This window comes from Pseudomonas sp. B414 (assembly GCF_055408445.1).
Map to the genome: position 1 here is coordinate 131743 of NZ_JBUZTQ010000008.1, position 20393 is coordinate 152135.

The 20393-nt window shown below is 57.7% G+C and carries 14 protein-coding genes and 1 tRNA gene; 5 read left to right on the forward strand and 10 right to left on the reverse strand.

All coding sequences use genetic code 11. From position 1 onward, the window contains the following. Positions 1–45 precede the first annotated feature (45 nt). Together ACZRMH_RS09790 and ACZRMH_RS09795 are read left to right on the forward strand one after the other, a co-directional pair. Positions 46–1488: an MFS transporter gene (locus ACZRMH_RS09790; protein WP_464013257.1), complete on the forward strand. Its 1443-nt coding sequence runs from the start codon at positions 46–48 to the stop codon at positions 1486–1488. A 220-nt stretch (positions 1489–1708) separates the two neighbouring features. Further along, complete coding sequence (locus ACZRMH_RS09795; protein ID WP_464013258.1) at positions 1709–2149, forward strand: DUF1640 domain-containing protein; 441 nt, start codon at positions 1709–1711, stop codon at positions 2147–2149. Between the two features lie 70 nt (positions 2150–2219). Here the strand turns inward: ACZRMH_RS09795 and ACZRMH_RS09800 are convergent, their stop codons facing one another. From ACZRMH_RS09800 to ACZRMH_RS09835, 8 genes are all read right to left on the reverse strand, one after another. Further along, entirely contained in the window at positions 2220–2528 is a 309-nt protein-coding gene (locus ACZRMH_RS09800) for a putative quinol monooxygenase (protein WP_464013259.1), read from the reverse strand. 252 nt (positions 2529–2780) lie between these two features. Further along, positions 2781–3965 carry a type III PLP-dependent enzyme gene (locus ACZRMH_RS09805; RefSeq protein ID WP_464013260.1) on the reverse strand — a complete coding sequence of 395 codons (1185 nt, stop codon included), beginning with the start codon at positions 3963–3965 and terminating at the stop codon, positions 2781–2783. After that, positions 3962–5722, reverse strand: coding sequence for an IucA/IucC family protein (locus tag ACZRMH_RS09810; RefSeq protein ID WP_464013261.1), 1761 nt, complete (start codon positions 5720–5722; stop codon positions 3962–3964). Before ACZRMH_RS09810 ends, ACZRMH_RS09805 begins: the two co-directional genes overlap by 4 nt. Then, entirely contained in the window at positions 5719–6861 is a 1143-nt protein-coding gene (locus tag ACZRMH_RS09815) for an MFS transporter (protein WP_464013262.1), read from the reverse strand. Before ACZRMH_RS09815 ends, ACZRMH_RS09810 begins: the two co-directional genes overlap by 4 nt. Then, positions 6846–8627, reverse strand: coding sequence for an IucA/IucC family protein (locus ACZRMH_RS09820; protein ID WP_464013263.1), 1782 nt, complete (start codon positions 8625–8627; stop codon positions 6846–6848). Before ACZRMH_RS09820 ends, ACZRMH_RS09815 begins: the two co-directional genes overlap by 16 nt. After that, the gene (locus tag ACZRMH_RS09825; protein ID WP_464013264.1) at positions 8624–9823 is read right to left on the reverse strand and encodes an ATP-grasp domain-containing protein; all 1200 of its coding nucleotides are present in this window, start codon (positions 9821–9823) and stop codon (positions 8624–8626) included. The genes ACZRMH_RS09820 and ACZRMH_RS09825 overlap by 4 nt, the downstream gene beginning before the upstream one ends. A gap of 73 nt (positions 9824–9896) precedes the next feature. Next, a complete protein-coding gene (locus ACZRMH_RS09830; protein WP_464013265.1) occupies positions 9897–11981 on the reverse strand; it encodes a TonB-dependent receptor family protein in 2085 nt (694 codons plus the stop codon). A gap of 18 nt (positions 11982–11999) precedes the next feature. Then, on the reverse strand, positions 12000–12710 hold the full coding sequence (locus ACZRMH_RS09835; protein WP_464013266.1) for an HpcH/HpaI aldolase family protein: 711 nt from the start codon (positions 12708–12710) through the stop codon (positions 12000–12002). Positions 12711–13176: 466 nt separating this feature from the next. On the opposite strand from ACZRMH_RS09835, the gene ACZRMH_RS09840 reads away from it, so the two are divergent. Genes ACZRMH_RS09840 through ACZRMH_RS09850 form a run of 3 tightly spaced genes read left to right on the forward strand, consistent with a single transcriptional unit; the run spans position 13177 to position 18891 of the window. Further along, complete coding sequence (locus tag ACZRMH_RS09840) at positions 13177–15375, forward strand: tellurite resistance TerB family protein (protein WP_464013267.1); 2199 nt, start codon at positions 13177–13179, stop codon at positions 15373–15375. Continuing rightward, positions 15372–16667 (forward strand): ATP-binding protein, encoded by a 1296-nt coding sequence (locus tag ACZRMH_RS09845; RefSeq protein ID WP_464013268.1) that lies wholly within the window; start codon positions 15372–15374, stop codon positions 16665–16667. The genes ACZRMH_RS09840 and ACZRMH_RS09845 overlap by 4 nt, the downstream gene beginning before the upstream one ends. Beyond that, entirely contained in the window at positions 16642–18891 is a 2250-nt protein-coding gene (locus tag ACZRMH_RS09850) for a DEAD/DEAH box helicase (RefSeq protein WP_464013269.1), read from the forward strand. Before ACZRMH_RS09845 ends, ACZRMH_RS09850 begins: the two co-directional genes overlap by 26 nt. Positions 18892–19010: 119 nt before the next feature. Here ACZRMH_RS09850 and ACZRMH_RS09855 read toward each other — a convergent pair. Both ACZRMH_RS09855 and ACZRMH_RS09860 read right to left on the reverse strand, forming a co-directional pair. Then, positions 19011–19086, reverse strand: a tRNA-Asn gene (locus ACZRMH_RS09855). A 65-nt stretch (positions 19087–19151) separates the two neighbouring features. Then, positions 19152–20348, reverse strand: coding sequence for an amino acid aminotransferase (locus ACZRMH_RS09860; protein ID WP_464013270.1), 1197 nt, complete (start codon positions 20346–20348; stop codon positions 19152–19154). Positions 20349–20393 lie beyond the last annotated feature (45 nt).

Genomic DNA, 20393 nt, shown 5'->3' on the forward strand with positions numbered 1-20393 from the left:
ATCGATAACAAGATGCCGTAAAGGCACCTACCAGAAGGTACCGACATGACGCACGATCATTCTCCATCTGATATTGCTTTGGTCCCCGAATCCCCGGAACACAAGAAAGACCTGCATCGCGCCGCTTGGGCCTGCTCACTGGGCAGCGCCCTGGAATACTACGACTTTGCCCTTTACACCCTGGCTGCGGCACTGATCTTCGGGCCGCTGTTTTTCCCTGAGCAAACCCGCACCATGAGCCTGATCGCCAGCTTCGGCACCTACTTCCTGGGCTTTGCCATACGGCCGCTTGGCGGCGTACTGTTCGGCATGATCGGTGACCGCGTGGGGCGCAAGTTCGTGCTCACCTCTACAGTGCTGCTGATGGGTGTTTCCAGCACCCTGATTGGCGCCCTGCCCACTTTTAGCCAGGTCGGCTACCTGGCACCGGTACTGCTGGTGGTACTGCGTCTGCTCCAGGGTTTGGGCGCAGGTGCCGAACAGGCCGGTGCGGCGGTAATGATGACCGAATATGCCCCCGAAGGGCGACGGGGTTTCTATGCTGCCCTGCCGTTCCTGGGCATTCAACTGGGCACCATCCTTGCGGCGCTGGTGTATTTCATGGTGATCAGCAGCAGTGACAACGTGCTCGAAAGCGGCCTGTGGCGCATACCGTTTTTCAGCAGCGTGGTGATCGTGGCACTGGGCCTGTACATGCGCCTGTCACTCAAGGAGTCGCCGACTTTTATCCGCCTCAAGGCGCTCAAGCGCGTCTGCGACAATCCACTTAAAAGCGCAATGAAACACTCCAAGCCAACCTTGTTGCTGGGCATCGGCCTGCGCCTGGGGGAAAACGGCGGTTCTTCTATTTATCAGGCACTGGCGGTGAGCTATATCGTTGGTGTGGTCGGCCTGCAAGGCCCCGTAGGCGTACTCACCCTGATCTGCGCCGCCAGCCTCGGCGCGCTGACCGTGCCAATTGCCGGTAAACTCAGCGACCGCTTTGGCCGTGTGGTGGTCTACCGGGCGTTTGCCGTGCTGCAACTGGTATTGGCCTTCCCGGTGTGGTGGGTACTGAGCCAGGGCAATGTAGTGGCAAGCATCGTTGCCATCTCCATTGCCCTGGGTATCGGTACCTGGGGCATGTTCGGCACCCAGGCGGCGCTGATGCCTGAACTGTTTGGCTCCCGGCATCGCTACATGGGTGTCTCCATAGCCCGGGAAGCATCGGCCGTAATCGCCGGCGGTATTGCCCCATTGATCGGTGCCGGCCTGATCGCCCTGGTCGTGGCCAGCCACGATGGTGAACCCAACGCCGGTATCGGTGCCTGGGTGCCGATTGCCTGCTACCTGTCGCTGCTGACCCTGATCACCCTGTACACCACGTTCAAGACACCGGAAACCCTCAACCGCGACCTGGACGAACCCCGTGATGCCTGGGAAATGATGCCCGCCCACAACTCCGACAGCGTGACGACTCAAGCGGTGGTGCAGACCGCGCCGAGGTAATGCTCCGGCCACACGCCAAAAAGCCGCTATTACCAGCGGCTTTTTTGTTTCTGGGCTATGACCAGGAAAACCCGGCCAGGCCCGACACAACTAGCAGAAAGGTCTGACTTTCCCGATTCAAGAAAATAGCCGAACATCTGGCAACCAATATCGCCCACGCAGTGACAGGAGTCTGGCGTAGACGGCAGCTCGGTGTCACTTGCCAATCGCAGGAGACAAAATGAAATATTCGATCACGCTTTATGATGCGCTTGCATCGATCAGCATGCCTGCCGACAAGGCGAAGGCCGTTGTCGATGCCTGGGAGAATGATGTGAAAGATCTCGCTTCAAAATCTGACCTGATACAAACAGAAAAGCACCTCAAGGCTTGCATCTCAGAACTGGGGACTGAGCTGCGGGCTTCAATCAGGGAACAGGGCGCCGAATTGAGGTCATCAATCAAGCAGCAAGGTGTCGAGCTGCGGTCATTAATTACTGAGCAAGGTGCCGAGCTAAGATCTTCCATCAAGGAACAGGGCGTTCAGTTGAGAACCTCAATATCCGTGCTTGAAGCACGGAGCAGAATTGTTCAATGGCAATTCGGCATTATCTTTATCTGCATCAGCGTGCCCGCAATCAAGCTCGGGTACGAGTTTCTGAGCAAGGCATTTGTGGGTTGATGGGCCAGTTAGAGTGCCAAAAACCCTGAACGCCCGGGCAAGGTTTTTGGCCGCAAAGACGTTAACGGCCCTATGGCGAAACCTGCTCAAGAAAGATCAACTGCAAAGGCTCGGCTAGCAGTTCGTCGGCGACTGCGGCGAAACGCTGGAAGTAAGGAGTGGCAAAGTGAAAGTCCAATGCTGCCTGGTCCTTGAACGCCTCGCGCATATAGAAAGTTCCGCGCTCGTCGCGCAATTCGTACAACACATAATCCAGATTGCCGGGCTCTGCCCGGGTCGGTTCTATCAGCGCCAACAGCCCATCTTTCAACGCCTGCTGCTGACCTGCCCTGGCCTTGAGCACGGCAATCGATACCAACACTTTACTGATCGTAGCCATATCCAACTCTCCAACGTTTGAATGGCCCTCAGCTTCCACTTTCAATGGGCACAAGAAAACCGTCAAAACCCGCTAACACTTTCGCCATAAAAACGAAGATCCCCTCTTGGGCCCAAGGCCATTGAAACGGGCCCGCACACTGCGCCCTGCCGGTTGCCAGCTCAAAGGAGCTGGCAACCGGCAGGAAGGTGATACCCAATGAGCTGATACGTCAGGCCTTGAGTGAGAACTTGAAACAGCGTGCCCGAGGCGTCAACCCTCGATAAAAACCTTCAGCGGCGGTTCATGCATCAGGAAGTTCTGGTGCGAAATATTCCAGGCATAAGCCCCCGCATAGGTAAACACCAGCAAGTCGTCAATCGCCAGTTGCGCGACTGGCTGTTGTCTGGCCAGTACATCTTTCGGTGTACACAGCTGGCCTACCAGGGTCACGGGTTTATCGCTGATCTGTGCAGGCTGAACGCCTCGCACTACCGTGAATGGATGATCATGCCCCTGAGCTGCAGGCGTTCGGAAGTGATGGGTGCCACCACGGCCAATGGCAAAGAACTCGCCGTGGCTGCTTTTGATATCCAGTACCTGCATGACGTAGTACCCGCAGGCCGCACTGATAAAGCGGCCGATCTCGAAACGGATGCGAGTGGCGCCCATATCGTACTCGTCAATCAATCCCTGCAAGCCCTGACAAAACCGTGGCCAGTCGAACGATTGCGCCGCGTCCTGATAGTTGATACCCATACCCCCGCCGACATTCAGCAACGGCAGTTGCAGACCATGGTCGGTGCACAGTTGGCGAAAGGTCAGGAAATAACTGCGAATCAGCTCAAGGTGCGCATCCACATCCAGCTGATGCGAGAGAAGATGAAAGTGCAGCCCCTGGAGTTCCAGCGACGGCTCTTCACGCAGCACTTGCAGGGCACTGGCCAGCCCCTCCTCATCCAGACCGAACGGCGTGGGTTTGCCGCCCATGACCAATCGGCTCTGCGGTGCCCGGGCCAGCTTCAGATTCAGCCGCAACATCACCGGTGCCCGCACACCGCGCTCCCGGGCGATGCGCGCCAGGCTGCGCAGTTCGGTGACACTCTCCACATGAAACGCCGATATACCGTACTGCAGGGCAATGTCCAGTTCGCGATCGAGCTTGCCGGGGCCACCAAAGATCAGCGGCTGGTCAGGGCATTGCTCATGCAACCAGGTCAGTTCGCCGCCCGAGGCCGCTTCGAAACCGTCCACCCAGGGTGCCAGGGTTTTCAGCACCCGGGCTTCCGGATTGGCCTTGGCCGCGTAGAACAACTCGCAGTTTTGCGGCATGACCTGACGCATCGCCTTTACATGACGTTCCAGGGCAGGCAGGTCGTAGACGTAGGCACATAATGGGTCATCGTGCTCAGCTCGGAGCTGCTCGATACATCGGGTGACAGATGCAGGAAGCGTCATGCGCATTCGCTCCTTTCGACAGGTGCCAGCGGGCTGGGCAGCAAGGTGTAACCGGCTTCGCGGTCGGCACGCATCATCAGGCGGGTCATAAAGTTTTCCTTGCTCGGGAATGGCGCACCGGCGCATAGCTCAAGCAGTGGTTGCGGATGGTCAAGCCGTGCGGATTGCACCTGTAGAAGGTCAGCGATCAGTGCCCATAATTGTTGCTCCAGCACCTCGCAGCCATTGGCCAAATGGAAGATCGCCTCGCCGAGGTTGTTCACCAGCGCGCAGTATCCCACCCGCTGCCAGGCCTTTTTCGCGCTGTAATACACCGAGCTGCGGGTCCGCTCATCCAGTGCACTCAGGCGATCGGCGGGCCAGATTTCCGGGACCAGCTTGGTGCCTTCCAGATCGCGAATCCACACCCGGCATGGCAGCCCGTCCTCAGCAAAACCGATAACCGTATTCTGCAAATGCGGCTCCAGCGCCACCCCTTGACGAAACAGGCAATACAACACGCCACCCAGCATCTTGGCGGCATAGGCATCCAGCCAGTCCAGCGTGGCTTGCTCGATGCTCAAACCGGTGCAGTCGGCATAACGTTGTACCTGTTGACGGCACACGCTACGGCCCTGTTGATCCCAGGTAAACAGCGCCATGGCCACTTGCGGCTGATAGTGCTCGCGGTCGGCGACGGACAGGTTTTCCCGGTAAACGATACCGAAACACTCGGTGACTTCGCGGGCCTCTTCCAGGGTGCCGAGGGCGCTGAGGTCCAGGCTGGTTGCGCAGGGTTCGGGCATCAAGACAAAACCCGGTTGCTGTGTCGCCAGCTCGCTCATGATCGGCCCAAGCAGCCGGGTCAGGGCAACGGCGCTGTCCAGCTCATACCAGGCGTTCTTGCGCACGCAGTTGGTCAACCGCACATGCATGGAAAACTTCATGAAATAGGCCAACTGCGGATGGTAAAGCGTACGCACGGACGAGGTTGGATACATGGCCTGCCCCAGTACGCCGAGGTACTCAATCAAGCCCTGTTGCTGCGCACGCCGCACCAGCGGGTCGGCCAGTATGCGAGCAACCTCCCAGGGGTGACACGGATAGGCATCGTCGCGGCCTGACAGTTGACGCAGGGTGCTGCGCGGGTCATCACCTTGATGGCGGATCAGCGTCGGATCGACCTTGAACCAGTGCAATTGAAAACGTGCCCCGACTTCCGGCGAGCAGGCCAACAAATCGTCATGAGAGATGCCCTCGCGGCTTTTCGGCGTCGGGTGCAGGGCATGGCCCCACAGCTGATGCTGCTCGGACGCCAGCAAGCTGTCAGTCACCTCATTGGCCGGGCGGGCATGGCGCAGAAAGGTGCGGGTAATCTGCAGGCTGTTGGCGACCTGTTGCAGCATCTCACCGACGCGCTCGGCGCCACTGAGCGGAGTGCACAACAGGCTGGCCAGCTCCTCGGCATCCAGCGGTCGCCAGCTCTGCTGGTTGCCTTTGAAATAAGGCGCACCAACGTAATGGCAGCGCCCCAGCTGACTGGCACGGTCGATTCGTACCACCAACCGGCCAGCGGGCAGGCGAAGGCTGATGCAACGAGCGTTGGCCTGGCGCAGGCTCATCGGCAAGTCCTGTGCCTGATAGTTCAAGCTGGCTTCGTTGCGCGGCAATGCATATTCACGCAAATAGCAATTGAGCAGGCACTCGATGGCATGGCGCTGGGCTTCACCGTCGAGGGCATGGTCCTGCAAGGACAGGGTATTAATAGCGATTGTCATGCCGGTATCTCCCGGGAAGTCATCAATAGAGGACGTGCGATAACCATGGCAGCCAAGGCCGCCAGGCACGCAACAAGAAACGGAGAAGCCATCCCGCAGGCCTGACTGACTACGGCGGCGGTGACACCGGCAGCGGTGCCGGCCCATTTGCCACTGGAATCGAACCAGCCGAACAGGCGCCCTGCACTGCCCTGACGGCTGCGCTGGCTCAGGCAGCGATGCAGGCCGACAAAGCTGAGCAACATGCCCGCCCCGCTTAGCAGGCGCAGGGCGAACAACGGCTCGGCCTGCACGCTCCAGAATTGCAGCGCATTACTGATTGCCAGCAGCGCCAGCCCCGGCAGCAGCAAGTTGCCCTGATGCTTGTGGACCCAAGGCAAGGCCAGCAGATAAACCACATGCGGCAGGCTATAGAGCACGCCAATCAGAGTGTCGTTGCCGATCCCCAGTTGTTCGCCAAACGGCATGAAATAGGGAAAGGTCACGACCATGGAAAAACTGAACAAAAACTGCACCGCCAGCAGCCGCGTCATATCCGCTGGCAGTTCGCCCAATGCCTCGGGCTTCTTGCTGTCCAGGGCATGCCGGGGCTTGTCGTTGGGCAGCGCCAGCACCAGCACAAAGGCCAGCAACGGCAACCAGGCCAGATAGCTGTACAGGCTCAAGCCCAGACCACGGGAGGTCAGCAGGCCCAACAGGATCGGACCGCTGATCAACGCCAGGCGTGCCGAATACTGCGTCCAGTTCAGGGCCCGGGACAGCTGCGCACCCTTGAGCTGGGTCGACAGGTAGGCATTGGACGCCGCCATCGCACCGCCGAAGGTGCCCTGGATAATCAGCGCCAGGACAAACACAGCCAGATTGGGACTGAAACCTGCCAGCAGAAAACCGGCGAACAGCCCGGCATGGGCGCGCAGCAACGAGATACGGCAACCGTTGCGATCAGCCCAGCGCCCCCAGATCGGCGCCGCCAGGGCGGTACACAAGGTTGGCAGGACAAACAGCACGCCGATGGCCCAGCCCGGTGTGTCGGGCGCCAGATCGGCCAGGATCCGCGGCAGATACAGAGGAATACCCAACGCTGTAAAGGCCGACAGGTAGTGCCCCAGCAGCACGCTGGCAATCAGGCGACGCTGCATGCCACCTCCTCCAGCAGGAAGTTCGCCGCGCTGTAACCGTAGAACTTGTTGATATCGCTGGCACCGGAATGCGCCTTGCTGAACAGGCTGCCAGCGCTGAGCAGGTATTTGACCGGCAGTTTGCGACTGTCGAGCAGCCAGCGGCGTGCATCGTCACAGTTAATGCCTTCTGCTTCGAGCTGCCCCAGGCACGCCGTCAGACGCTGGCGCAGCGTGCCATACAGACTGGATCGCGAGGCAAGTCCCGCAGCTGCGATAGCCTGCACAATGGCAACAATGTTCAGTTGCAAGGTAATGGTGCAGAACATTTCGGCCAGCGGCTGGCTGCTGTCGACGCGAATGCGCTCATCCTGCAGGTCGCCCGGCAGTTTGGCCAGATCCGGGCAAGCGCTGGCAAAGCGCTGCGGCCACAGGCGAGCGGCATCGTTGTCCTTCATCAACAGGCGCAATGGCTGGCCTTGCTCGAAGATCAACACGGCGTTCTGCTGGTTGGCCTCCAGCGCGATACCGTATTGAAGCCACAGGCGCAGATGAACCTGCAGCAGCAGATCGAGATAGTCGTCCAGCCAGTGCTGCAAAGAGCCGGCATAAAAGCGCTCGACCAGCTGTTCGAGGAACAGGCGGCCATCGGCCAGCGGGCTGGCCAGCGCGGCGACCGGCACCAGCGTGGTGGTGTCCAGGCCCGCCGGGTAACGGCGCACGATATAGGCCAGATGACGGCTCTCATCAGCATGACCGCCGTGCTTTTCGTCAACGTGCAGATACCGCGATGCCAGTGCCGGGTCGCGCTCGGTCAAGGCCAGCAGAGTGGTCTGGAACCAGTGGCCGTCATACAGGGTACTCGGCTTGATCAGACGTAAATTGCGCGCCCCCAGGGTAGTCACCAGCAACGGCAATTTGATATGCCACTGCGGCTGGTCGATGCACACCACCGTGCGCACGGACAATGTAGGTTCGACCTGCATGGCGGTGCGTGGCGCTTTGAACGTGCCATCAGGCAGGCCGTACTGCTCAAGCACGCCCCAGGTCAGCGGATGTACCGGCAGCAGTGAATGAGTGTTTTGCAGGGTCGGTGGCAAGCCGACCTCCTCGAAATCCGGCCAGTGCGGCGGTTGCGCACTGGTAAGCGTCAGGGCCTGCTTGGGAATCGCCAGCCAGTTGAGTTCAAAACGCGGTGCAAACTCCGGCGCATAGGCCTGGAGTGCAACAGCATCGAAGCCGCTTTTGGCCCGTGCCGTGGGGTAGAACGGGTGATCCAGGTAGCTGGCCAACTGATCAATCTTCAATAGTCGCTGTGACCAGTGCTTGAGCCCGATCACATCACCGAGTGCAGCGGCATTGCGCTGAAAGGCCTGCTTGCACAGGGTGCGGTGTTCAGTAGCGCAATCGGCCTCTTTAAGATATGCAGCAAACAGCTCAAGGCTTTCTTCGTCCAGCCCCTGGCTCATGTGCTCCAGCCACAATGGGTAGCCACGCTGAACCTCGGTCTTGTCTAGTGCTGATACCCTGATCCAGGCATCGCCGGTACCGATCCAGTCCTGCAACGGATACGCCCTGACTACCGGCAGCCATAGCTCGTCCGTGCCCAAGTGGGTGATCCGCAGCCAGCGGGCGTCTGGCTGATGCTCCAGGTATTGGCTGAGTTCTTCGGGCAGATGAGTAATCCGGCCCTGGCTGACAACCCCGCGGATATCTTCACGCAAGCAACAATCGATGATGCGGCGGGTAATGAACGCCTGATCGGCGACTTCTGCTTGCAGGCTCATGCCACCACCCACTTCAGGTCATTCAAGGTCGAATTGAGCTGCGCATCGAGGCTTATATCGTCCGGAGCAATCAGGCGCAGTACGCCGACATAGTCTTTGTTGGAGTGGCTGATAGTCACAGTGTCGCCAGCATGTTGCAGCGCCCGGTAATCACACCAGTGGCCCTCGGACTCAAGATTGAAACTGGCGCTGGCCTGATCCAGGCGTCCTGAACGGTCAGCCACCAGATAATGAACCGTTGCCTGGGCCTGTGCCGGTTGCGCTTCGATCAGGCTATGGCCCAAATGCAGAGCAACGATACGGTCAAACCAGCCCTGTGGCAGCAAGCGATCGAGCAGGAACTCGCGACCATCACCGATACTGCGGTAGTTGATCTCAACCAGCACCGGGCCTTGGGCGGTCAAGATGAATTCGCTATGGCAGACCCCAAAATTGACCCCGAACGCTGCGACTTGCGCCAGCGCGGCAGACCGCTGCGAGCAACTGAGCGGGCCGTTCCAGCGTGCAGCCAGCTCCACAAAATGCGGCGGCTCAGACAGGCTCACGTCAAAACCGCCAACGGCTTGCAGGCTGCGCCCGTCACCCAGAGTTTCGAGGGTGAACAACGGACCTTGCATATACGCTTCTAGCAACAATGCGCGGTCCGGTTGCTGCTGCCAGAACTGCTCACAGTAAGCGCTCAGCTCGGCGGCGTTATGGCACAGGCGCACATCCAGGCTGGCAACACCTTCACGGGGCTTGGCCACTATCGGCCACGGCGCATCGGTCGGTAGTGTGGCACTGGCGGTGAGCACCTGAAACCAGGGCCCGGGCAGCCCCAGGCGCTGCATGCGTTCACGCATGGCCGCCTTGTTCTTCGCCGCATAACACAAGCGCCAGTCTTTGCCCGGGCACTCGAATGCCTCGGCCACTATCGCTGTCGCGGTTTGCAGGTGATCGCTATTGGAGAACACTGCCACAGGGCGCAAGCCCTGAGCGTTAAGGCTCTCGATCACCGCCAGCGGGTTGAACACATCACATTCGATAACCTGCAGCTGGTCTGGCGAAATAGACGAAGTGGCGAGCAGACGCCGGTGTTCCTGAGCGTGGTCGGTGATGACCACAATCGGCAGTCCACGCTGGTGCGCGGCAGGCAAAAAGCCCTCGAGAATGGCGGGGTGTGCGACGTGAGCAAGGATAACGAAAGGACGTTGCATGGCACTTTCCTGGGGGCAACAGTTGCCCGTCCCGGGGGATCGGGCAACTGGTTGAGAGGCGCGGGTGCGCGGTTTAGAAGCGGTAGTTGACGCCTAGGGTGAGCGAACGCTCAGGCGCGGGTTGACGACCCCAAGGGCTGGTGTCGATACCGCGGAAGTAATACTCGCGGTTAAACAGGTTGCTGACGCCCGCCGAAGCGGTCAGGACGCTTTTGTCTGCCAGCGGGAATTCACGCTCGATAGCGGTGTTCCAGACCCAGTAAGCCGGCAGTTCGCCTACGCTGGCCGAGGCATTCTCTTCACGGGTATTCGCCGCGTCGGTGTAGGCCTTGCTGATGTACAGACCGTCGAGGTTGTAGGTCCAGTGCTCGGCAAAGCGGTAACGGGCATCGACCATAAACTGGTTACGCGAGGAATACGGCACCTCATTGTCCTTATAGGTACCGTTGCGTTGTTTGGCATCGAGGTAGGCATAACCGGCGTGCAGGTCCAGATCACGCATGGCTTGCGGGGTCCAGAAAATATCGGTCTCGAAACCCTGGTGACGGGTGCTGCCCAGATTGTCGAAGCGGTCGGTGGTGGCGTTGTAGACGATCTGGTCGTCGAAATCGATGCGGTACAGGTTGAAGTCGACACGCATGCCGTCCCACGGGGTGTAGCGCACACCGGTCTCGTAGTTCCAGGCCAGCTCGGCACCGACTGCGCCTTCCTTGACGATCTGCGTAACCTGCGGCGGGCGCAGGGACTTCTGGGCGTTGGCGTAGACGTACCAGGCATCGTTCGCCTGATAGCCCACGGTCAGGCCCGGCAGCCATTCCTCGGATTTGTTCTCACGCTCGAAGCCAGTGATGCCGTCGCTGTAGTTCATGCGGGCGTTTTCGTAGCGCACACCCGGGGTAATGGTCAGCTTGTGATCGAGCAGGCTGATGGCGTTGCTGATATAGAACGCACGGGCGTCGTCATCGAACTTCCAGTCGCGGAACGGCGATGTCACACCGGTGGCCAGGCTCTCGCGGTTGACCTTGTAGTCGATATCTTCGCTGACATAACGGGCACCGAGCAGCCAGGTCTGGCCGACGTTGTCGCCATCGATAGTGGCGCTGAGGCGCGGTTCCGTGCCCCAGACCTTGAAGTCACGCGGGCCGTCCTGCTTGGTGACTGCCGTACCGTCCGGAGTGAACGGCAGGCCGACCACGAAGTTGCGGTAGCTGTTGTGGGCGAAGTTGGTCCAGCTGAACTCCACCGAATCAAATGGCCCCATGGCGCCCAGGCGCTGGGTATAGGTGCCCCAGACGCGATCGGTGTCACCCTCGAAACGGTCCAGCGGGCGGGTCGACTGACGCGGGTCGTCCTTGTAGTCCTTGACGCTGAGCGCTCCGGCTAGGTCCATATCGGCCTTGTAGTGCTGGATACCGAAACTCAGGTCGCGATCGTCGTCGATATTCCACTGGCCGCGCAGGCGGTAGTTCTGCACGTCGGTGTCGGAATGCTCACGACCGTACTCACCGCTGAGGGTGTTGACGTCCAGTTGCAGACCGAAGCTGTCGGTCAGGTAGCCGCCGGTACCCAGGTAGGTGTCCCACAACTGGCGCCCGCCAGCATTGAAGGTAGTCCTCTCCTGCAGGGTGGTTTGCCACTCGCGCGGAATCGGCTTGCTGATAAAGTTGATCACCCCGCCTACGTTGTTCGGACCGTATTGCACCGCTGCACCCCCGCGCACGATATCAACACGGTCGACCGTGGCCATGGTCATTGGAAACAGCGAAAGCCCGGTCTGGCCGTACGGCGCCAGGGCCAGAGGAATGCCATCCGACAGGGCCTGAATCCGGCCACTGCGGCTCTCGTACAGGCCGCGCACCGAAATCTGCGGCAAGGCACCGGTGCCGGTTTCGTCAAAGATCTTGATGCCGGGTACGCGCTGCAGCGCATCATCGAGGCCGCGGGTGCTGGCTTTGCTCAGGTCGCTGGAATCGATAACGCTGCGGCTGCCGGCATAGGTACGGACTTCCTCATTGCTGGCGGCGCCCAGAACGTCTCCCTGAATCGTCATGGGCGCCAGCTCCACACTGCTGGCGGGAGGTGGCTCGGCAGCCATGGCCGCGTGGCAGATGCCCAGCGTGATGAGGCTCAGTGAAAAGTGCAGTGTTGTTGTTTTCATTGGACTACGTCGACTCATTTATTGCTGTTGGAGAGAGTGCAGGCGAGCTTTCAAGGCGTTATGCAGCAAGCCGCGGTCTTCCCCGGCCAGAAAGCTGCGCACGCCACGAGCGCGCCACAGCGCATTCTGTTCTGGCGTGCGCGGATTGGCGCAGAAAGGCACCTCGGCACGCAGGCAGGCATCGGCCATGTCTTGCAGGGTTTGCCAGACGTGAGGATTGAGCGGATCCGGCCCGAGGCCGAGATCCAGGGACAAGTCCAGAGCGCCTTCCATGATCATGCCGACACCCGGCAATTGCAGAATCTCGCCCAGCGCGTCAACGCCGGCGCGGCTTTCGATCATGGGGATGATGGGAGTCTGGCGGTTGGCCAGATCGATATATTCGGGTAGAGGCAGGCGACCGAAACCGGTGATGCGTCCCCCGGTAATACCGCGCTTGCCCCGGGGCGGGAAAAAGGCCGCCTCGATGGCGCGTTGAACCTGCGCGGCGCTTTCAGTACGTGACAGCACAATGGCTTCAATACCGGCGTCCAGCGCCCTGCCGATCAGTTTTTCATCGACCTGTGCCATGCGCAGCCAGGGCGAAATACCGGCTGCCTCACAAGCACGAACACAATGCATGATGTCCTCTTCGGAGCGCAGCAAGTGCTCCAGGTCAAGGATTACAAAGTCATAGCCAGCAAACGCGAGCATCTCGCAAAGCATGGGTGAAGGCAGAGAGTTGAGCATGCCGTAAACAGCTTTCCCGTCATGTAGCCGGGAAAATACCGGAGAGGTTTTTATCACTGACACAGGTCCTTTTGGCGAGGCCAATTTGTAAGCAATAGTAATCATTCTCAGATACAGGTAAACGACTTTTATTATCGGATAGCGATATTCGTGACGGAGTGCATAAAAAACAGTTTTGCCGGATGTGTTTTTTTTAATACTGGGTTCGCAATATGAATCGGTCTGCAACCTTCGGGCTAGACGTCTCTAGCGATAGCTGCCGGATTCATTGGCCAGGCCTTCGCAGAGCTGAAAAATGAACATCATCAGTTTTTGCGCTCTGGCGTTTTGACATAGACGCGACACCAGCCTTGAACACTTGGTCATATTCGAATAAATAGAGGTACTGCCGATAAGCCATCATCCAGGCTTCAAAGGCTCATTTGCACTCTGGACAGTTACCAGCAGCCAATTTGAGAACATCCCTATGGCAAGCACTTCCAGTTCTGATTTCTTCACGATCACTCTCGGCGCTCGCCCCGCCAAGGCATATAGAATCCCCCCGCCACCTGTTCCAGAAGCGCAGAGCTGCCCCATACAGCGCCCTCACGACCCGGCTGAGGGTATCGTCGCAGCACGCTGGTTAAAGAAAGGCCAGACTCTTTCGGTAGGCAAGTTCCTGATTCCCGGCGGATTGATTTACACCACCTTGTGCGTTGATCCCCGTGCTGGGCTGTATGAGCCCTCACTCTTAAATACCTTGCTCAAACTTTCATCTGACGAGGTCGACCCGTCAGCATCACTCATGACCTATTGGCCTGATTACCAGTCCATTTCGGCACAAGCACGCCGGGGATATGTGCAGTGGTTGGCAGGCGGCCGTAGTGATCCGCGCGCTGATATCGGTTATGTGTTTTTATTTTTTTACGGCCTTGAGCGGCGCGCCCTGATGGACGCGGGGGAAGATCAAGAGGCCAATGCCGATCTGTCAGATATTGTTGAAGAGGTAGAGCGACTACTGGGTATCTACGGCTCAAATAGCTCTCTGCGAGGCTATGCAGAAGATTTTCTCGATTACCTGTCCCATTCAACCATCGATGACAACCTGTACTTAAAGTCCCCTCCGGTGGCCACGGCAGCGCGATCCAGTATGTCGATGAGCCTGAGAGCAGGCTTGGGGCAAATGGCCATGCATCAGCATCCCGTTAACGCGCAATGGGCTATTGCCTGGGCACTGTCAGACCCTGACATCATCAGACGCACTCCGGCGTCGCGTTGCCCGGATTTGCTGGCCAGGCTTTTTATCGACGAATATGAACGGTTATATCCACAAGGCATTCTGCTGAGCCACAACAAGACCAGGCTTAAACATGCTTACCGGGCAGCTTCGCGAGTGGTTGGGGCACCGGTGATGGACCTGGGTGATATTCCCGACGTGGCAGCCAGCACGTTGAACCGCAAAAAACTCCAATTTTTGCTCGATCGCTGCTCAAGCGATCTGGATGCCTATAGCCGTTTTATCGGGCGTTACCCCGAGAGCGCACAAAAGCTGGAGGGTTTACTGCAACTGCCCGTTTCACTGTGGCCACCCACCCTGCGCGATGAGCTGGAAAACCTCAAAGCGCGGATAGAAGATGACCTTGAGGTCATGACCTTTACAGAGCTGGGTAACCGTTTTAACAGTCACAGTATTTTGTCCCGCCCCCTGCTGATCACCTTGGCCCGGGCGTTGGAGTCAATGCAAATCGGTATGGAACCAGATGTATTGGCCGGCAGCAGAACCCCCAAACCAGATGACTGTATTGCCCTATTTGTTACACAACATGACGATGGCGTGCTCCGGGCAACTCCTGCTTTTAACGCTGCATGCCTGACGCTTGATCTGGCTAGCGCCGTAACAGTTGCAGACGGGAAAATATCAGCGGAGGAAGTCTCACTGCTGTTGAACCAGATCGATGCCTGGCAACACTTGAGTATTGCTCAGCGCAAGCGCCTGAAAGCCCATCTGGGTATTCAACTGCATCAACCCCCCTCGCTTGCAAGCCTCAAGAGCAGGCTCGAACCTTTATCCATTGCAGAGAAGGAAGCCATAGCTCACTTCCTTGCCTGCCTTGCCCAGGCGGACGGGTCTGTCAGTTGCGAAGAAGTGAAACTGCTGGAGCGTGTCTACAAAACACTTCAACTGGATCCGCTGTCGCTTTACGGCGACCTGCATGTTGCCACTGCACCGCGAGCGTTCTCGGAGCACTTCGGCGTCCCCTTGACCACTCCTGAACCTGAATCTTTACCGGAAGTCGGCGGCGTAGCGCTCAATCTGGATCGCATAGCGCTTCTGCAACGGGAAACCGAAGCAGTCTCAGCATTACTGGCTAAGGTATTTAATGAAGACCTTGCACACGAACCTGAGTTCGAGCCCATTCCCCTGGTCGGCGAAGTGAAGACTGATGCAGTTGCACTTATCCCCGGGCTGGAGGGTGACCACCTCGCATTTCTCAGACTGTTGATCTCGCGCCCGCAGTGGAGTCGCTCAGAGCTGCAAGACTGCGCGAGTGACATGGAGTTGATGCTCGACGGGACTTTGGAACACATCAACGAACTTGCTTTTGAACACTTCGACATGGCTGTTACCGAAGGTGAGGAGCCCGTCGAAATCAACCCGGACATTTTGGAAAAATTGGCCTTATGAGCACTATTCGAACAAAAGATCGCGATGCGCTTATTCAATCACTGCGAGCAGGCGTTGTGCCGCGTGTGGGTCAGCATCTTATCCAGGTTGGTCGCGTGGGCGAACTGGATGCTCTGCTCAAGGATGTGGATCGATTAGCAGACGGTGGTGCGGCATTTCGGGTTGTGATTGGCGAATACGGCGCGGGCAAAACCTTTTTCTTGAATCTGGTTCGTGCAATTGCCATGGAGCGCAAGCTGGTCACGATGCATGCTGACTTGAACCCGGACCGCCGCTTGCATGCCAGTGGCGGGCAGGCTCGGTCACTTTATGCCGAGCTGGCAAAAAACATGTCCACGCGTACCAAGCCTGACGGTGGAGCACTGCAAGGTATTGTCGAAAAATTCATATCCCAGGCTAAAGCAGAGGCCAAAACATCGGGTGACAGTACCGAAAACATCATCCAGGCCCGCCTCAATGAGCTGACTGAAATGGTCAACGGGTATGACTTTGCACACGTCATCGCAGCTTATTGTCGTGGTTTTGATGAGGGCAACGAGCAACTCAAGGCCGATGCCATTCGCTGGTTAAGGGGTGAATTTACAACAAAGACCGATGCGCGAGCAGCGCTCGGAGTACGAACCATTATTGACGATGCTTCGGTCTATGATCAGCTCAAACTGCTTTCCAGATTCGTGCGCCTGGCCGGATATGCTGGCCTGATGATTTGCCTTGATGAGCTGGTCAATCTCTACAAGCTGGCGAACACCCAGGCCCGTAACGCCAACTATGAGCAGATCCTGCGTATTCTCAACGACTCCTTGCAGGGAGCTACACAAGGGTTGGGTTTTGTCCTTGGAGGGACTCCTGAATTCCTGATGGATACCCGCCGTGGTTTGTTCAGCTACCCTGCCCTGCAGTCGCGACTGGCAGAAAACTCCTTTGCCAAAAGCGGGCTGGTTGACCTCTCAGGCCCTGTAATCCGCCTCACCAGCCTGACGCCTGAAGATTTTTACGTGCTACTGCAAAAATTACGGCACGTCTATGCCTCGGGAGATCCTCAGAAGTACTTGCTGCCCGACGAAGCACTGCCCAAATTCATGGCGCACTGCAATCAGCGCCTTGGGGAGGCTTACTTTCGCACCCCGCGTACAACGATCACTGCATTCATCAACCTGCTGGCAATCCTTGAGCAGAACCCTGGTACTGACTGGCGTGAACTCATTGGGAGTGTTGACGTGGCAAAAGACACCGGTGGAGAGTCAGACCTGACCGTGGAGCAGGATGATGAACTTGCCACCTTCGAACTCTGAGTCTTCCTCTTTCAGCCTTCTCGACTCCAGGATTCAACGCTGGATCTGGGCTGAAGGCTGGACATCTTTGAGGGACGCCCAAGAACAAGCCGTAGCTGCTCTGGTAGGTGCCGATCAAGATGTCATCATTGCTGCAGCCACTGCAGCGGGTAAAACCGAGGCGGCTTTCCTGCCTATTCTGACCCACCTGCTCAATAATCCCGATATACCCGGCGCAGTGCTTTACATCAGCCCCCTCAAAGCCCTGATTAACGATCAATGGGAGCGTTTGGGTCGTCTGTGCGAGCAACTGAACACCCCTGTAGTGGCCTGGCACGGGGACATTTCGGCGAACAAGAAACATCGCTTCCTGAAATCGCCTGAAGGTATTTTGCTCATCACGCCAGAATCGCTGGAAGCTCTATTCGTAAACCGTGGTTCCAACATTGGTGCCATCTTTAAAAACCTGCGTTACATCGTGGTTGACGAATTACATGCTTTTATAGGCAGTGAGCGCGGTAAACAACTGCAATCACTGATGCACCGTGTAGAACTTGTCGTCGGTAGAAACTTGCCGAGAGTGGGCCTGTCGGCAACGCTGGGTGATATGAAAATGGCCAGCAACTTTCTTTGCCCTCGGCGCGCCGAGGGTGTCAAGGTCATTGAGTCCAAAAACGCGGGCCAGACACTGCAGATCCAGGTTAAAGGCTACATCCAGTCACCAATGCGCAAGTTGCTCGAAGCCCGGGGTGAACCTGAACCGGACTCTGATGATGAGCCTGAAGACCAGGACTCCCCTGATTTCGCAATCGCCGAACATCTTTACAAGGTGCTCAGGGGCAGTAACAACCTGGTATTCCCCAATAGCCGTACCCAGGTTGAATCTTTCGCTGATCGACTTAGACGATGTTGTGAGCGCGATGCCGTACCCAATGAGTTCTGGCCTCACCATGGCAGCCTGTCCAAAGATCTGCGCGAACAAGCCGAACACGCCTTGAAATCCGGAGAGTTTCCCGCAACAGGCATCTGCACATCGACCCTTGAGCTGGGCATCGACATTGGCTCAATCAAGAATGTCGTACAGATTGGTTCCCCACCTTCTGTTGCCAGCTTGCGTCAACGCCTGGGGCGGTCCGGCAGACGGGCGGGTGAGCCTGCCATTTTGCGTGCGTACTGCAAGGAGCAGCCTTTAAAAACCGGCTCCAGCCTTTCGGACCAACTGCGCCAGGGTCTGGTACAAACCATCGCCATGATTCGACTACTTACACAGTCGTGGTTTGAACCGCCACGCACTCAAGGTATGCATGCGTCCACACTGGTTCAGCAATGCCTTTCCATCATCGCTCAATGCGGTGGTGCCACAGCGCCGGAGTTATGGAGGCGTCTGGTTGCGGACGGGGCTTTCACCATAACTGAAAAAAAAGACTTTATTGAGCTACTCAAAAACCTCGGCACAAAAGAGCTGATCACCCAGGAAAGTTCAGGACTCTTGCTGCCAGGCGTGATTGGCGAACGGATGATTAACCACTATGAGTTTTACAGCGCCTTTACCAGTGATGAAGAATTTCGTCTTATTTGTGCAGGCAAACCACTTGGCAGCGTCCCCGTCAGCCGTCCACTGACAAAAGATCAGCGAATCATTTTCGGTGGGCGTCGCTGGCAAGTTCAGGACGTTGACCTGGAAGCCAGGGTTATTATTGTTTCCCCCTCTCGAGGCGGCGCCGCCCCTTACTTTGATGGGCTAGGCGCAATGATTCACGACCGGGTGCGGCAAGAAATGCGAACACTGCTGACTGAAAACTCTCCCTGCCCTTTTATTGACCGCACGGCCCAGATATTACTGGACGAAGCACGCCAGACTTTTTCAGCGCTTGGCCTGGCAGATCAACACATTATAAAAAATGGCACAAATTGCCAGATCGTCAGTTGGCTGGGCGATCATGCAAATGACGCCCTGTGCCTGCTGCTTGATCACGTAGGGTTACGCTGTGAGAGTGAGGGATTATTGATATCGACCCATGTCGATATCGACAAGCTGATGCTCGCCCTTGAACAGGTAGCGGCGCTGGACGCTAGCGACCTGCAAACGCTGCTGGCTGATGTAGAAAACATGCGCCGAGAAAAATGGGACTGGGCCTTGCCTGAGTCGTTGCTTATGAAGTCCTATGCCTCCATCTCTCTGGATATTGAAACGGCTATAGGGTTTGCAAAGGCTTGTGTTGAGGACATCAGCCAGGCCCGATAACGGGCTCATCGCTTCACTGCACCAAGGTTTTCATGCCCCTTTTGCAGGCGCGATTCAGGCAATCACTCGCCAAATTCCAGGCAAAAAAAAGCCGCTATTGCTAGCGGCTTTTTTCTATCTGGCTCCACGACCTGGACTCGAACCAGGGACCCAATGATTAACAGTCATTTGCTCTACCAACTGAGCTATCGCGGAATGGCATCTATCTTACTGATATAAAAAGAGAAGTCAACACCTTCGCGGACTTCTCCATGCATTGTTCAGATCACCTGAACAATGGCATCGGTTACCGCTTCAATGTTGCGCTGGTTCAAAGAAGCAACGCAGATCCGGCCGGTATCGAGGGCGTAGATACCAAACTCGGTACGCAGGCGCGTCACTTGCTCAACGGTCAGGCCCGAGTACGAGAACATGCCACGCTGACGGGCAACAAAGCTGAAGTCATGGCCAGGGGCCTTTTTCGACAGCAGTTCGACCATCTGCAGGCGCATGCCGCGAATGCGCAGGCGCATTTCTGCCAGCTCTTCTTCCCACATGGCGCGCAGCTCAGGGCTGTTGAGCACTGCAGCGGCAATAGTTGCACCGTGGGTCGGCGGGTTGGAGTAGTTGGTACGGATCACACGCTTGACCTGGGACAGAACGCGGGCGCTTTCTTCTTTGGACTCGGTGATGATCGACAGCGCACCCACGCGCTCGCCGTACAGCGAGAACGACTTGGAGAACGAGCTGGAAACAAACACGCTCAGACCCGAGTCAGCGAACAGGCGCACGGCAGCTGCGTCTTCGTCGATACCGTCGCCAAAGCCCTGGTAGGCCATGTCGAGGAATGGGATCAGGCCCTTGGCCTTGACCACGTCCAGTACGTTCTGCCAGTCGGCCGGGGTCAGGTCGACGCCGGTCGGGTTATGGCAGCAAGCATGCAGCACAACAATGGAGCCAGCTGGCAAGGCGTTGAGGTCTTCGAGCATGCCGGCACGGTTTACGTCATGGCTGGCAGCGTCGTAGTAACGGTAGTTCTGCACCGGAAAACCGGCAGTTTCGAACAGTGCGCGATGGTTTTCCCAGCTTGGGTCGCTGATGGCAACCACTGCGCCCGGTTGCAGCTGCTTGAGGAAGTCAGCACCGATTTTCAGCGCGCCCGTACCGCCAACGGCCTGGGTGGTGATCACCCGGCCAGCCACCAGCAATGGCGACTCGGCACCGAACAGCAGCTTTTGCACAGCTTGGTCGTAGGCAGCGATACCATCGATCGGCAAGTAGCCGCGCGATGCATGCTGGGCAACCCGAATCGTTTCGGCTTCGACAACGGCACGCAAGAGCGGAATTCGTCCCTCTTCGTTGCAGTAAACACCAACCCCCAGATTCACTTTGCTGGTACGAGTATCGGCGTTGAATGCTTCGTTGAGGCCCAGGATTGGATCGCGTGGTGCCATTTCGACAGCGGAGAACAGGCTCATTATTACGGCGGCTCTGAATGGGGAATGGAGGGGGTGACAACGCTC